15 protein-coding genes are annotated in these 15355 nt (G+C 39.3%); 11 read left to right on the top strand and 4 right to left on the bottom strand.

Going from position 1 to position 15355, the window contains the following annotated elements; all coding sequences use genetic code 11:
- Positions 1-130: 130 nt before the first annotated feature.
- Both ACYVQ1_RS09215 and ACYVQ1_RS09210 read right to left on the bottom strand, forming a co-directional pair.
- Positions 131-676 (bottom strand): DUF3278 domain-containing protein, encoded by a 546-nt coding sequence (locus tag ACYVQ1_RS09215; RefSeq protein ID WP_013990427.1) that lies wholly within the window; start codon positions 674-676, stop codon positions 131-133.
- 13 nt (positions 677-689) lie between these two features.
- Entirely contained in the window at positions 690-899 is a 210-nt protein-coding gene (locus ACYVQ1_RS09210; protein WP_004182144.1) for a helix-turn-helix transcriptional regulator, read from the bottom strand.
- Between the two features lie 439 nt (positions 900-1338).
- Here ACYVQ1_RS09210 and pheS point away from each other — a divergent pair, with 439 nt between their 5' ends.
- The 5 genes from pheS to ACYVQ1_RS09185 all read left to right on the top strand — a co-directional run bounded on the left by pheS (position 1339) and on the right by ACYVQ1_RS09185 (position 6771).
- Positions 1339-2382 carry a phenylalanine--tRNA ligase subunit alpha gene (pheS, locus tag ACYVQ1_RS09205; RefSeq protein ID WP_004182138.1) on the top strand — a complete coding sequence of 348 codons (1044 nt, stop codon included), beginning with the start codon at positions 1339-1341 and terminating at the stop codon, positions 2380-2382.
- A 16-nt stretch (positions 2383-2398) separates the two neighbouring features.
- Positions 2399-2917: a GNAT family N-acetyltransferase gene (locus tag ACYVQ1_RS09200; RefSeq protein WP_461250490.1), complete on the top strand. Its 519-nt coding sequence runs from the start codon at positions 2399-2401 to the stop codon at positions 2915-2917.
- A 365-nt stretch (positions 2918-3282) separates the two neighbouring features.
- Positions 3283-5691, top strand: a complete 2409-nt coding sequence (pheT, locus tag ACYVQ1_RS09195; RefSeq protein ID WP_461250489.1) for a phenylalanine--tRNA ligase subunit beta — start codon at positions 3283-3285, stop codon at positions 5689-5691.
- A 68-nt stretch (positions 5692-5759) separates the two neighbouring features.
- Positions 5760-6341: a hypothetical protein gene (locus tag ACYVQ1_RS09190; protein ID WP_070577319.1), complete on the top strand. Its 582-nt coding sequence runs from the start codon at positions 5760-5762 to the stop codon at positions 6339-6341.
- A gap of 91 nt (positions 6342-6432) precedes the next feature.
- The gene (locus ACYVQ1_RS09185) at positions 6433-6771 is read left to right on the top strand and encodes an ATP cone domain-containing protein (protein WP_002891184.1); all 339 of its coding nucleotides are present in this window, start codon (positions 6433-6435) and stop codon (positions 6769-6771) included.
- A gap of 40 nt (positions 6772-6811) precedes the next feature.
- Here ACYVQ1_RS09185 and ACYVQ1_RS09180 read toward each other — a convergent pair whose 3' ends face one another.
- Positions 6812-8077, bottom strand: coding sequence for an aminotransferase-like domain-containing protein (locus tag ACYVQ1_RS09180; RefSeq protein ID WP_461250488.1), 1266 nt, complete (start codon positions 8075-8077; stop codon positions 6812-6814).
- A gap of 159 nt (positions 8078-8236) precedes the next feature.
- Between ACYVQ1_RS09180 and ACYVQ1_RS09175 the strand changes: the two genes are divergently transcribed.
- From ACYVQ1_RS09175 to nox, 6 genes are all read left to right on the top strand, one after another.
- Positions 8237-8767 (top strand): DUF5067 domain-containing protein, encoded by a 531-nt coding sequence (locus ACYVQ1_RS09175; protein WP_461250487.1) that lies wholly within the window; start codon positions 8237-8239, stop codon positions 8765-8767.
- A gap of 138 nt (positions 8768-8905) precedes the next feature.
- Positions 8906-9415, top strand: a complete 510-nt coding sequence (locus tag ACYVQ1_RS09170) for an ECF transporter S component (RefSeq protein WP_048675476.1) — start codon at positions 8906-8908, stop codon at positions 9413-9415.
- Positions 9416-10273: a pyridoxamine kinase gene (locus ACYVQ1_RS09165; RefSeq protein ID WP_461250486.1), complete on the top strand. Its 858-nt coding sequence runs from the start codon at positions 9416-9418 to the stop codon at positions 10271-10273.
- On the top strand, positions 10263-10793 hold the full coding sequence (locus ACYVQ1_RS09160) for an ECF transporter S component (protein ID WP_461250485.1): 531 nt from the start codon (positions 10263-10265) through the stop codon (positions 10791-10793). The genes ACYVQ1_RS09165 and ACYVQ1_RS09160 overlap by 11 nt, the downstream gene beginning before the upstream one ends.
- A 138-nt stretch (positions 10794-10931) precedes the next feature.
- Entirely contained in the window at positions 10932-12470 is a 1539-nt protein-coding gene (locus ACYVQ1_RS09155; protein ID WP_003096870.1) for an ABC-F family ATP-binding cassette domain-containing protein, read from the top strand.
- A gap of 289 nt (positions 12471-12759) precedes the next feature.
- Positions 12760-14133, top strand: a complete 1374-nt coding sequence (gene nox / locus ACYVQ1_RS09150; RefSeq protein ID WP_037600755.1) for a H2O-forming NADH oxidase — start codon at positions 12760-12762, stop codon at positions 14131-14133.
- Between the two features lie 93 nt (positions 14134-14226).
- On the opposite strand, the gene ACYVQ1_RS09145 is transcribed toward nox, so the two are convergent.
- Positions 14227-15213: an L-lactate dehydrogenase gene (locus ACYVQ1_RS09145; RefSeq protein ID WP_461250484.1), complete on the bottom strand. Its 987-nt coding sequence runs from the start codon at positions 15211-15213 to the stop codon at positions 14227-14229.
- Between the last annotated feature and the right edge of the window lie 142 nt (positions 15214-15355).

Here is a 15355-nt window from a genome sequence, read left to right as displayed (position 1 = left end):
TAGTTACGACGTCTAGCGCCAAAGGACTTATCGACTTAACAAGACACCACTACTTTAACATAACGAAAAAAGTAGTGAGTACTTTCTCCCGTCGGAGATTTCCTCACTACTAATCTTAGTATGTTTTAGTTTATTGGTCACCTTTCTCAGCTTGAGATTTGGCTTGTTTGATACCAGCATTGACCAAGCCCTGCATGATAGCCCCAAAAAGGATAGCTTCAAAAATGCCTGATAGCATATTATGGATTGAGAATAATTCTGTCAAATAGTCTTTATTGTCAACTAAGAAGTGAACTAGGGGCATGCCTAAGAACATGCTAATCCCAAAGTATAAACCTGACTTAAGCCCCACGTGCTTAAGTTGTTTTTTCTCTTTCTCAGTCAGTTCTTCCTCGTCAAAAGCATTAACAGCACTTATCTTTAACTTATAAGTAAGGATGCTGCTAACTAACAGAATGATAATCAAGAGGAGGATAGGATAAATACGAGCTACAAGTTCGGGATACTTAAAGCCTATAAGAAAGGCAATACAATTACCACAAAGTAAGGTAAAGAAAAGAACTACGAAAGCTATGTTACCCATTCGATCAACCTGTTGGCGCTTTTGTTCATCTAAAGGACCTGTGATACCATAAAAACGTTTAATTAGTTTGTCAGTGAAAGTTTCTTTAATCATGATTTACCTCTTTCTATCTTATATCTCTATTCGGATTTTCATCCCAAAAGAGACTGTTAAGATCCGTATCTAGAGCTTTAGCTAGATTAAGACAGAGTTCTAGTGTTGGGTTATATTTGTTATTTTCGATCATATTAATGGTCTGTCGGGAAACACCAATAGACTTTGCAAGTTCTAATTGCGAAAGCCCTAAATTCTTTCTAAATTCCCTGACATGATTCATAATGGGCCTCCTTCTGAAAGACAAGCTAATGTGTTGCTGTAAGTCGCAATTTATTAATTATGTCAACTTTATCTGACATAATTGTAGCAAATTTATATAGGTGTGTCAATTATCTTAGACATTTTTTCCATTTTGGCATTAACTAAAGGATTCTTTGTCAGCTCTTGAAAGCTTTTTGTTTTTTTGGTAAAATTGATAGTAATTGAATAGAAGTCGTAGAGACTAGTAACCTTATGGAAATTGACAGGGATTGGAGGCCGTGGACTGGAAGCCTCCTCAAGGGAAGTTCGGCGAATTCACTCATGAAAACGACTGACGAATCAAGGTCTGGGTAACCAGATAAAAAACGGATGGTACCGCGTGTCAACGCTCCGGGTTGGAGTTTTGGCATGTGGTTTTTTGTTTGCGATTCGAAATTGTTACATCAGAAAGGAATCTCATGGATTTACAAACACAATTGCAAGAGTTGAAAACATCAACGCAGGCTAAATTGGCTGAAATGCGTGGTGAACACTCTAAAGAATTACAAGAATTGCGTGTTGCAGTTTTGGGTAAAAAAGGCTCTTTGACAGATCTTTTGAAGGGGCTTAAAGACCTTCCTAATGAAGAACGCCCTAAAGTTGGTAAAATGGTCAACGAAGTTCGTGACGTTTTGACTGAAGCTTTTGACGAAGCCGCTAAAGTTGTTGAAGCCGCTAAAATTCAAGCTCAACTTGACTCTGAAAGTCTTGACGTAACCCTTCCAGGACGCCAAGTTAAACTCGGTAACCGTCATATTCTTAGCCAAACAGCTGAAGAAATCGAAGACATTTTCTTGGGGATGGGCTTCCAAATCGTTGATGGTTTTGAAGTTGAGACTGACTACTATAACTTTGAACGTATGAACTTGCCTAAGGACCACCCAGCGCGTGACATGCAAGATACTTTCTATATTACGGAAGAAATTTTGCTGCGTACTCACACAAGTCCTGTTCAAGCTCGTACGCTTGATAAACACGATTTTTCTAAAGGTCCACTTAAGATGATCTCACCAGGACGTGTTTTCCGTCGTGATACAGATGATGCTACTCACAGTCACCAGTTCCACCAAATCGAAGGTTTGGTCGTTGGTAAAAACATCTCAATGGGTGATCTTAAGGGAACGCTTGAGATGATTATCCAAAAAATGTTTGGTGCAGAACGTCAAATCCGTTTGCGTCCTTCTTACTTCCCATTCACTGAGCCTTCAGTTGAGGTTGACGTGTCATGCTTCAAGTGTGGTGGTAAAGGATGTAACGTATGTAAGAAGACAGGTTGGATTGAGATCCTTGGTGCTGGTATGGTTCACCCACAAGTGCTTGAGATGTCAGGTGTTGATTCTGAAGAATATTCAGGTTTCGCCTTTGGTCTTGGTCAAGAACGTATTGCCATGCTCCGTTATGGAATAAATGATATTCGTGGTTTCTACCAAGGAGACGTTCGATTCTCAGAACAGTTTAAATAAGGTTTAGGAGGTTGTCATGACGGTTGTTATTCGAAAGGTTCTTCCCGAAGAGGTTGAAGAATTAAAAGTTATCTCGGAAGATACTTTTAGGGAGACATTTGCTCATGATAATACAGAGTCCCAGTTGCAAGGTTACTTCGACGCCGCACTTTCTGAAGAAGTTCTCTTAGATGAAATCACCCATGAAGAATCGCGATACTTTTTCATTCTCGTTGATGGTGAAAAGGCAGGTTTTCTAAAGACCAATGTTGGTTCTGCTCAAACAGAGCAGCATTTGGACAATGCCTTTGAAATTCAACGAATTTATATCAGTCAGGCCTTCCAAGGCATGGGTTTGGGTAAGCAACTCTTTGAATTTGCATTGCAGGAAGCCCGTAATCTGGGTTGTGATTGGGCCTGGTTGGGTGTTTGGGAAAGAAATTTCAAAGCACAGATATTTTACGATAAATATGGCTTTGAAAAATTTGCAGAACACGATTTTCCAGTTGGTGACGGTAAAGTAGACTGTGACTGGTTGCTTAAATTAAAACTATAAACCGATTATTAAGTTGATAGAGGGGAGTTTATAAGGCGATTAAACGTGTCAGTTCGTCTTCCTCTTATATCAGCTATACATATTCCTAAATTACAGAAAGGATTTGAACCCGACCTAAGTAGAGGTTTAAATTCTTCTCTCATTTATCAGTTGAACTGATAATTTTACAGAAAGGATTTGAATACGACCTCAAAGTTCGAGATTAGTTGTTTTTGAATCTAAATGTTTTCTTCCTAATTATATAGAAAGGATTTGAACCCGCCCTAAGCTCTGGGCAAAAAAGATAAAGGCTCCTAGGTGCTGATGCACCAACGTTGCCTTTCCTATTTTTGCTGAGAGCTATTAACGGGCTTGGTATCATAATTATGCTAGTTAGTTATAAATGGTTAAAAGAGTTGGTTGATGTGGATGTTACCACTGCTGAACTCGCTGAAAAAATGTCGACGACAGGTATTGAAGTGGAAGGTGTTGAAACACCTGCTGAAGGCTTGTCTAAATTGGTTGTTGGTCATGTCTTGTCATGTGAAGATGTGCCTGAAACACACTTGCACTTGTGTCAAGTAGATACAGGAGATGCTGAAGGTCCACGTCAAATTGTTTGTGGAGCTCCAAATGTCACTGCTGGAATCAAGGTCATTGTTGCCATTCCTGGTGCACGCATTGCGGACAATTACAAAATTAAAAAAGGGAAGATTCGAGGCATGGAATCTCTCGGTATGATCTGTTCTTTGGCAGAACTTGGACTTCCAGATAGCATTATTCCTAAGGAATTTGCAGATGGAATCCAAATTTTGCCTGAAGATGCTGTACCTGGAGATAGCATTTTCCCATATCTTGACCTTGATGATGAAATCATCGAATTGTCAATCACACCTAACCGTGCGGATGCTCTTTCTATGCGTGGTGTGGCCCATGAAGTCGCTGCAATCTATGGTAAATCTGTTCACTTCCCAGAAAAAACAGTCACAGAAGACAGCAAGCCAGCTTCTGATAAGATTTCAGTAGCTATCGAAAGCGATAAAGTGGCTACTTATGCTAGCCGTGTGGTTGAGAATGTTACTGTTCAACCAAGTCCACAATGGTTACAAAACCTTCTTATGAATGCTGGTATCCGTCCAATCAACAATGTGGTAGATGTGACAAACTATGTTCTTCTTTACTTTGGACAACCAATGCACGCCTTTGATTTGGACAAATTTGAAGATTCACGAATCGTTGCCCGTGATGCCCGTGAGGGTGAAAAATTGGTGACTCTCGATGGTGAAGAACGTGAATTGACTACTGAAGATATTGTTATTACAGTTGCTGACAAACCAGTAGCCCTAGCAGGTGTTATGGGTGGCGCTTCAACTGAAATTGACAACAATTCTAAAAATGTTGTTCTCGAAGCTGCTGTATTTGATGGTAAATCAATTCGTAAGACAAGTGGTCGTCTCAACCTTCGTTCAGAATCATCATCACGTTTTGAAAAAGGTATCAATAACGATACTGTCCTTGAAGCGCTTGATTTTGCTGCAGCAATGTTGCAAGAATTGGCAAATGGAACGGTGCTTGCAGGCCGTGTTCAAGCGGGGTCAGTTGATACAGAGCCAGTTCAAGTTTCTACAAGTCTTGACTATGTGAATGTTCGCCTTGGTACAGAATTGACTTTTGCAGATATTGAAGATGTCTTTGCGAAACTTGGTTTTGGATTGACAGGTGATGCCGATAAATTCACAGTATCTGTACCACGTCGTCGTTGGGATATCAGTATCCAAGCAGACCTGGTTGAGGAAATTGCACGTATCTACGGCTATGAAAAATTGCCTACGACACTTCCAGAAGCAGCAGGAACGGCCGGTGAATTGACTGAAACACAAGCACTTCGCCGTAAGGTTCGTAGCATTGCTGAAGGTGCTGGATTGACTGAAATCATCTCATATGCTTTGACAACACCTGAAAAAGCCGTTGAATTTGCTGCGACACCAAGTAATTTGACTGAGTTGATGTGGCCAATGACTGTTGACCGTTCAGCTCTTCGTCAGAATATGGTTTCTGGCATGCTTGATACTGTTGCTTACAATGTTAACCGTAAGAATAGTAACGTTGCCATTTACGAAATCGGTAAGGTCTTTGAACAAAAGGGTAATCCAAAAGAGGAATTGCCAAATGAAATCAATACCTTTGCCTTCGCTATTTCTGGTCTTGTAGCTGAAAAAGATTTCCAAACCAAAGCAACGCCAGTTGATTTCTTCTATGCCAAAGGTATTGTTGAAGCACTCTTTGATAAACTTGAAGTTTCAGTTGACTATGTACCAACAAAAGACCTAGCAAGCATGCACCCAGGTCGTACAGCTGCTATTGTGCTTGACGGCCAAACTATTGGATTCCTTGGTCAAGTTCACCCACAAACTGCCAAAAACTATGGCATTCCTGAGACTTATGTAGCTGAAATTAACCTTAGTGCTGTAGAAGCTGCCTTGCAACCAGATCAACCATTTGTTGAAATCACAAAATTCCCTGCAGTATCACGTGATATCGCCCTTCTTCTCAAGGCAGAAATAACTCATCAAGAAGTTCTGGATGCTATCTACTCTGCAGGAGTCAAACGCTTGGTTGCCGTTAAACTCTTTGACGTTTACGCAGGTGAAAAACTTGGTGCAGGTATGAAATCAATGGCTTATAGCCTTACCTTCCAAAATCCAAATGACAACCTCACAGATGAAGAAGTTGCTAAATACATGGAAAAAATTACTAAAGCTCTCACTGAAAAGGTCGAAGCAGAAGTACGTTAATAGTTTAAAAATCCATCTGAGAAGATGGATTTTTAAGTGACTAGACGATATTACATAAAGGAGATAATTTGTTTTTAGAGTTCTTTGACGGGGTATGGGGACACTATACTTTTGAATCTGATAAAGTCAATGTACTGATTGATGGGCTACCCAGTTTTGCTTATCCCTTGGGACAATTAACATTTTTAGTGTTAGTCTATAGGTTACTCGTTCATCAGTATGTTAAGAAGTTTTTAATCATGTCACCTCAAGATATCTGGGCTTGGCAGAAGGAAAAGTTTTGTCAAAGTAAATTATCTTTCATTGTCATCCCAATAGTTTATCTGTTTATTTTCGGAATGACCTATGTTTTGGTTGAGGATGTTTTAGCTACCGTCACTATTTACAAGGATTATGGAGGACCTATAGCTAAAACCATTGATGGCAAAGTTGAACAAATAGATATTAGTCATGTTGGGTCTAAAACGAGTAGTGCTAGGATTAATGCTCACTTTGAAAGTTCTGACGGGCAGACTTATGACATTCACCTGATAAACGGCGATAAAAGAATCGCTAATTATATGCGGCACCATGAGTCAGATTCCTATACTGCAACGCTTTCCTTTGATAAACATGGCAAACCAGTTTACATTTCTAAATTCTGGGAATAAGCAGTCTGGATAGCTCTTTCAGGGATTTGCACTTGACAAATATGTAAATTCTCTGCATAATAAAAGAAAAAGCCATGAAAAGAGGGTAGCCATGCAAATTATTAAACGTAATGGTCAAGTTGCTGAATTTGATCCTGATAAAATTTACCAAGCCATCTTAAAAGCAGCACAGACTGTGTATGTTCTCGATGATACTTGGCGCCAAAACCTTGCTCAAGTTACGAAAAAAGTAGTGCTTGATCTTCAAGATGCTCAGGTAGAACGCCCAACCATTAATATGATTCAGTCATTGGTTGAAAATCGTCTCATGGAAGCAGGCTTTATCAATATTGCTGAGCATTATATTTCATACCGTTTGCAACGAGATTTGGAGCGTAACGGTTATGGTGACAAAGTAATTGTACACCTTCGCTTTGAACAGACTAAATAAACAAAAGCCATCGTTTGATGGCTTTTGTTGTGTCTAATTGTCACTTTGTCTTTTTTAAAATTTTTATAAAGGATTCCAGTTCCTGCCCATGACCTATCTGCAGATAAGTTTCAGAAGTTGGTCTAATAAAGGATGATTCTAAAAAGCGAATCTGTTTGTGGACTTTGAATTTTTCAAGTGAAAACTCCTTAGGAAGTTGACAGGTCACATGTCTAGGGGAAATCTGATAAGGAATGCTAACCTTAGATTTGTCAATGATTGCTTGACTTTTAGCCATGTTTTGTTGAAAGAGGTCACCAAGTTTCTTAATATTTTTTTGGAACATGCCATTTTCGAGATAAACGGAAAGTGCTTTTTGCATGATGAGATTGGTATCATAGTCAATAAGTCCCTTGTGGCTCAAAAAGGTAGACTTAAGATTAGGAGGTAAAACAAGGCTACCTAGGCGCAAACCTGGAAAAAGGGTCATGGAGAAGGATTTGATATAGATGGTCTGATTTTGAGTATCATAGTAGTGAATAGGGAGATTTTTACTATCACTAAAGTCTCCCATATAGTCATCCTCGACGATATAAACATTATACTGATTGGCAAGTTGGGCTAGCTTTTCTTTTTCGCTAGCATTATAGCTTAATCCGAGAGGATTGGAGTAACGACTAATAGTATAGAAGAACTTAATCTGTCCAGATTTAAAGTACTCTTCCAAGCGGTCAAAATCCAAACCATCAAAACCACGGTTAATTGTCTCGTAAGCTAGATTTTGACGGTTGACAAGCTGGTTCATGCGATGATAGGTAGGTTGTTCTAAAAGAATTTTGTGGCCACCATTACCAAAATCCATCTGTGAAAGGATATAGAGGGCCTGTTGACTTCCTGAGGTTATGACAATCTGGTCCGAATTGACATAAATATCGTCAGCAATTAATCGACTCTTTAAGGCTTCAAGCAAATCTTTGAGTCCAGCTTGTTCATGATAATAGTTGAAGAGGTAGTCCTGATGACCCGCCAAACTTTCATCCAAACAAAGTTTAAAATCCTCGTAGGCCAATTGATTGTAATCATTAAGGTTAAGAAGGACCTTATTATCGACTTCATTGCGTCCTTCGAGAACATAATAGCCACTTTTGGGTACGGCGTAAATATAGTTTTGATACTTGAGTTCCAAGAGTGCTCTTTGGGCTGTATCCTTACTACAGGCATAAGTCTGGCTAAGTTGACGAATAGAGGGGAGCTTACTCCCTTTTTTTAAAGTACCATTTTGGATATCTTTGATAATGGTCTCGATAATATCTTGATAAATACTCATAACTGACCCCTTACAGATTTTTCCTTATTTTACCTTACTTCCCTTCTCAGAGCAATAGGCCCAGAGAAATTTGACAAGATTATTAGATTTTGACATAATAAGAAGGTTGTAAGGTAAAACTAAATTCCCCTTCCAAACAAGTTTAAGGAGATTATAAGAATGACTTTTAAGAAAATCTTAGGACTTCTCGCTCTTGCATGCTTGACCATTCTCGGTTTGTCAGCTTGTACACCCGAGAAAGAGCCTACTTGGACCTACGATAAAAACAAAATGCTATTTACAGGACAAGATGCTAGTGTACAAGTTCTTTCTGCAACTAAAATCGAATCACCAGAAGGTCAAAAAGCTGTACGCGTTCACTATAAACTTAGCAACTCAAGTAAAGAAACCATGAATGCCTATACTCTTTTGATGAAGGTAGTCCTTGATGTGAAACAAGAGAATGAAGAATTGAAAGTTGCGACAATGGTCTTCTCTAAAGATGATGACAGAGACAAGATTGCTAATAAGACAGAGATTGCACCTAAGGAAGTTAAGGAAATTGTTGTTGACTATGCTGTGTCTGATTTTGATCATGACTTGATCATTGAATTCTCAGATTATGGTACAGAAGCAAATGCGACTGCTAATATTTCATTGAAGAATCTTGAAAAAGCACCTGTCAAATACTTTGATAAAAAAGCTCAATAAAGATTATCGCCACATGGATGTGTGGTGATTTTTTATAGTTTTAAATCTGTACCCGGTCAGATAGAGGAATAGCCACTTGTTTAATCGTCAGAATTTTCATAAACTTATACTATATTTATTGACTAAGGAGTTTTAGGTATGTCAGCAAAACGTTTAACCATTTCTGCATTTTTCATGGCACTTGTCATTATTTTGAGTTCGAGTCTCTTATCTATCCCTGTGCCAGGAGGTCATTTCTATTTTAACGGGATTGTTATTTTCCTAGTTGGTTTAATTTTCCCACCTACAGAAGCAGTTATTATTGCGGGAGTAGGTTCCTTTATTGGAGATTTTCTTTTTTACCCTCTTCCTATGTGGGTAACTCTAGTAACACACAGCCTTCAAGTTCTTGCTATTGCACTCATTGTTGGAGGGCGTTTAGGAGAATTGAGCAAATCTAGGGCATCTTTAGGTCTCTTGCTTGGGGCTATTATTGATCTAGTAGGTTATGGCTTAGGAAGAGCCTTTATCTATGGTACGCCAGCTTATGCTATTATGAAGATTCCATTTGACCTTGTAGCTGCTATTCTTGGTTTAGGAGTGGCCTATTACATTTATTTCCACACAAGCTTTGTTAAACAGTTTAAAAAGACATGGGAAGGGAAATAGATGACCAAAGTAATTGTTGCCAATGACCTCGTTGGTCTAGGTAAGGTTGCTTTGACTAGTAGCCTCCCTATCATGTCAGCCTGTCAAACTGAAGTCCTTCCCTTGCCAACGGTTCTTTTATCATCGCATACAGGGGACTTTAATAATATTTATGTACGGGACCTTACAGATGACCTAAAAGGGTTTTGTAAGCAGTGGGAGCACTTGGATTTTAAAGTAGATGGCCTTGTGAGTGGTTATTTTAAGTCAGAAGAAGAACTAAAACTTGTAGGTCAATTAGCTCGCGATAAAGAGATACCTCTATTTGTTGATCCTATTATGGCTGACAATGGCCGTCTCTATCAAGGTTTTGATAGACACTATGTAGAAGCCATGAAAGATTTCTGTCAACAAGCAGATGTCATCATTCCTAATCTGACAGAAGCTGCCTTGTTGACGGATACTCCATATCTTGAAGCAGGTTCCTATGATAAAGTCACTGTTGAAAAGCTTTTGAGAGATTTGACCAAGCTTGGCCCTCGGAAAGTTATTGTGACAGGTATCTCATTTGAGACAGAAAAAATGGGTTTGGCTTATTTTGATAAAGAGACTAATGAAACGGCTTATCTTATGAGGAAAAGTTATCAATCTCATTTTTATGGTAGTGGAGATTTACTAACGGCAATCTTATCAGCTGGTTACTTTTATAACCTAGATTTACTAAAGGTTTGTGATTTGGCCTTGGATGTCATGGATAGAGTTCTTTCATCAACACTGTCCGATGGTCGTCCTTTAAAATACGGCCTATGCTATGAGACTCATATTGGTTTATTATTTAGTGGTTTTAATGCCCTATTGGAGGAGAAAAATGAAAAGTGATAAAACACGTGAATTAGTTATCTTAAGTTTGTATGCAGCTTTAATTATTGTGAGCGTACAGTTTATTCGTATTCCTTTTGGACCTCAATTTGTTCATTTGGGAAATGCCCTAGTTGTGATTGCTGTTTTGATTTTTGGAGCCAGAAAAGGTGCGCTAGTCGCAACAGTAGGGTTAGGGCTATTTGATATTTTCAATGGTTATGCTGCCGAGGTCTGGATTACTATTTTAGAATCCTTGATTGTCTGTCTGGTGCTCTATCTTGTTTTTGAAAAGCTACTAAAATCAAATGACAAAATGGTAAATATCATAATCATTGGAGTTATAGCTGCAGTAACCAAAATTATTTTGAATTTTATTAAGTATACGATTATTAATAGTATCGTTGCGGCTCTACCAGTAAATGCTGCCATGGTATTGGCACTTACTAAAATAGGAGGGACCTTTGGAACATCAGTAGTGACTATTATTGCAGTTCCTCTCCTATATCCTGTCTTTGAACGTATTTTACAGAGAAACTAAAGAGTTAGCAGGTTGGTCCTGCTTTTTCTTTTTAATTTTCCAGAAGCATAGGTCCAAATTTTCACTAAAAAATGGTAAAATAGTAGAGTTAATGTCAAGAAAGGAAAGGGCTGAAGACTGTTTTAGCCCAGATATGCTATGTCTATTTTAGAAGTCAAAAATCTTAGTCACGGATTTGGTGACCGTGCTATTTTTGAAAATGTCTCATTCCGTTTGCTCAAAGGTGAGCATATCGGTCTTGTCGGTGCTAACGGTGAAGGGAAATCAACCTTCATGTCTATCGTTACTGGAAAATTGCAGCCAGATGAAGGTAAGGTAGAGTGGTCTAAGTACGTTACAGCGGGTTACTTGGATCAGCATGCTGTTCTTGAAAAGGGGATGACCGTTCGTGATGTCCTTCGTACGGCTTTTGATGAGCTCTTTAAAACTGAAGAACGCATCAACGAGATTTACATGTCTATGGCTGACGAAGGAGCCGACGTTGATGCTCTGATGGAAGAAGTAGGTGAGCTTCAGGATCGCTTGGAAACGCGTGATTTCTATACACTAGATGCTAAGATTGATGAGGTTGCCCGTGCACTAGGTGTCATGGATTTTGGTATGGATACAGATGTAACGGACCTTTCAGGAGGTCAACGTACCAAGATTCTCTTGGCTAAGTTATTGCTTGAAAAACCAGATATCTTGCTTCTTGATGAGCCTACCAACTATTTGGATGCTGAACATATTGCCTGGCTTAAACGCTATCTTCAAGAATATGAAAATGCCTTTGTCCTCATTTCGCACGATATTCCGTTCCTAAACGATGTGATTAACATTGTCTACCATGTTGAAAATCAAGATCTGGTTCGCTATGCAGGTGATTATGACAATTTCCAATCTGTCTATGCAATGAAGAAAGCTCAATTGGAAGCAGCCTATGAACGTCAGCAAAAGGAAATTGCAGACCTTCAAGATTTTGTTAACCGTAACAAGGCGCGTGTTGCTACTCGAAATATGGCCATGTCGCGTCAGAAGAAATTGGATAAGATGGAAATTATCGAGTTGCAGGCAGAGAAGCCAAAACCAGAATTCCATTTCAAGGAAAGCCGTACACCTGGACGCTTTATTTTCCAAACCAAAGATCTCGTTATTGGTTACGACCGTCCGTTGACCAAGGCTCCATTGAATCTTACATTCGAACGTAATCAAAAGGTAGCTATTGTCGGTGCCAATGGTATCGGTAAGACCACTTTGCTTAAGAGCCTGCTTGGTATTATTCAACCACTCGAAGGAGAAGTTGAAACAGGTGATTTTATTGACCTAGGTTATTTTGAACAAGAAGCAGAAGGCTCACGTCAGACGCCTCTTGAAGCGGTTTGGGACGCTTTCCCAGCTCTAAATCAAGCTGAGGTTCGTGCAGCTCTAGCCAAATGCGGATTAACCTCTAAGCATATTGAAAGTCAAATTCAGGTGCTTTCAGGTGGAGAACAGGCTAAGGTTCGTTTCTGTCTCCTTATGAATCGTGAAAATAATGTCCTTGTTCTGGACGAACCGACCAACCACTTGGATGTTGACGCCAAGGATGAATTGAAGCGTGCCCTTCAGGCCTTTAAAGGTAGTGTCCTCATGGTATGTCACGAACCCGAATTTTATGAAGGTTGGACAGATGTTTGGGATTTTAATGAGTTAGTATAGTGATAAAAGAGTGTTGGCATTCTCTAAAGAGAGACTTGCTCACTCTTTTTTTATGTTAAAGAGACGAGTAGACTTACTAAGACTTGATGAGACGGAGATGGTGTAGAGGAAGGTTGTCATCATCATAAAGTGTTTTTCTACAGATTTTGTCGTGACCTATTTGGGTCTTGAGCATACAAATTTAATTTGTTCAAAAAGTAACAAAGTCTGAGCATAAAAGGTGTAACCGTTTTCTGATTATGGTAGAATAAAACAGTAAACTATTATCAAAAGAAAGTTGGACAAACTTATGTCAAAAATCGTAGTTGTTGGTGCTAACCACGCTGGTACTTTTAGTATTAATACTATTCTCGATAATTACGGAGACCAAAATGAAGTAGTTGTTTTCGACCAAAACTCTAACATTTCATTCTTGGGTTGTGGTATGGCCCTTTGGATCGGTAATCAAATCTCAGGTTCTGATGGTCTTTTCTATGCCAACAAAGAAGGACTTGAAAGCAAGGGCGCTAAAGTTTATATGAACTCACCAGTTGAGTCTATTGACTTTGATGGTAAAACTGTTACAGCCCTCGTAGATGGTAAAGAGCATGTTGAATCATATGACAAATTGATTTTGGCTACAGGTTCTCAACCAATCTTGCCTCCAATCGAAGGTGCCGAAATTAAAGAAGGTAGCCGTACTTTCGAAGCTACGCTTGAAAACCTTCAATTCGTTAAACTTTTCCAAAACGCTCAAGAAGTTATTGATAAGTTGAACGACAAATCCCAAGATATCAAACGTGTAGCGGTTGTAGGTGCTGGTTACATTGGTGTTGAATTGGCTGAAGCTTTCCAACGTCATGGAAAAGAAGTTATCCTTATCGACGTTGTTGATACATGTTTGGCAGGTTATTACGACCATGACTTGACTGACCTTATGGCTAAAAATATGGAAAGCCACGGTATCAAATTGGCATTTGGTGAAACTGTTAAAGCAGTAGAAGGTGAAACTAAGGTAGAACGCATCGTTACAGATAAAAATGCTTACGATGTCGATATGGTTGTTCTTGCTGTTGGCTTCCGTCCTAACACAGCTCTCGGTGCTGGTAAGTTGGAAACATTCCGTAATGGCGCTTACCTTGTTAATAAGAAACAAGAAACATCAATCAAAGATGTTTATGCAGTTGGTGACTGTGCTACCGTTTATGACAATGCCCTTGATGATGTGAACTACATTGCCTTGGCTTCAAACGCTGTTCGTTCAGGTATTGTCGGTGGTCATAATGCCGGTGGTGGCGATGTTGAATCAAACGGTGTTCAAGGATCAAATGGTATCTCAATATATGGTTTGAACATGGTATCAACTGGTTTGACAGAAGAAAAAGCAAAACGCTTTGGTTTCAATCCAGCAGTAGTATCTTCAACAGATCTTCAAAAAGCTGCCTTTATGGAAGATGAAAATGAAGACGTTACAATCAAGATCGTCTATGACAAAGATACACGCAAAGTTCTTGGTGCTCAAATGGTATCACGCATGGACATCTCTATGGGAATCCACATGTTCTCATTGGCTATCCAAGAAGGTGTAACTATTGACCGTCTTCAATTGCTTGATCTGTTCTTCTTGCCACACTTTAACCAACCGCTTAGCTATATTGCTAAAGCAGCTATCTCAGCTAAATAATCTTAAACAGCTAATTCAGTCGAATTAGCTGTTTTTTCTTTTTTAATACGAAAAAAGCCTCCTACTGGAGACTTTTATTTAACTAATGTTAGATTAGTTTTTTGAAGCTTCTTGGAATTCAGGGTTTTTCCATGCTTCATCAATGATAGCTTGCAATTCGTCAGCAGAAGCTTTCATTTTTTGTTGTTCCGCATCGTTCAATGGGATGTTTACTGGACGTACGATACCGTGTGCACCTACGATAGCAGGTTGACCGATAAAGACGTTGCTTACACCATATTGACCTTCTTGGAATACAGACAATGGAAGTACTGCATTTTCATCGTCAAGAATAGCTTTAGTGATACGAGCAAGGGCAACGGCGATACCATAGTAAGTAGCACCTTTTTTATTGATGATTGTGTAAGCGGCATCACGAACACCTTCGAACAATTCAACCAATTCAGATTCTTGAACGTTTTGAGTGTCTTTAAGGAATTCTTCAAGGTTTACACCGGCGATGTTAGCGTGTGACCAAACGGCAAATTCTGAGTCACCGTGTTCACCCATGATGTAGGCGTGAACTGAACGAGCATCAACGTCAAGTTTTTCAGCAAGTGCTTGACGGAAACGAGCTGAGTCAAGTGAAGTACCTGAACCGATAACGCGTTCTTTAGGGAATCCTGAGAATTTCCATGTTGAGTAAGTCAATACGTCAACTGGGTTAGCTGCTACAAGGAAGATTCCATTGAAGCCTGATTCAACAACTTGAGTAACGATAGATTTGTTGATAGCAAGGTTTTTACCAACAAGATCAAGACGAGTTTCACCTGGTTTTTGTGGAGCACCAGCAGTGATAACTACAAGGTCAGCATCCGCACAGTCTTCGTATTTAGCTGCGTAGATTTTTTTAGGTGAAGTGAAAGCAAGCGCGTGGCTAAGGTCAAGCGCATCACCAACAGCTTTTTCGAACAATTGTGGAATTTCGATGATACCAAGTTCTTGAGCGATACCTTGGTTTACAAGTGCGAAAGCGTAAGATGAACCTACGGCACCGTCACCAACGAGGATGACTTTTTTGTGTTGTTTAGTTGCAGTCATGGGTCTAAACATCTCCTTATTTTTTAATTGGGTTACCCCGTACACTGCTTATTCTACCACTTTAAGTGATGGATGTCACGAAATAATAAGGAAATAATAGATGAAAGCGTTTACACAACTGAAAAGTAAAGCGTTTTATGGT

The sequence above is a fragment of the Streptococcus parasalivarius genome (genome assembly GCF_054785155.1).
The sequence above is the reverse complement of the archived record's forward strand: the minus strand, read 5'-3'. Positions and strand labels throughout refer to the sequence as shown.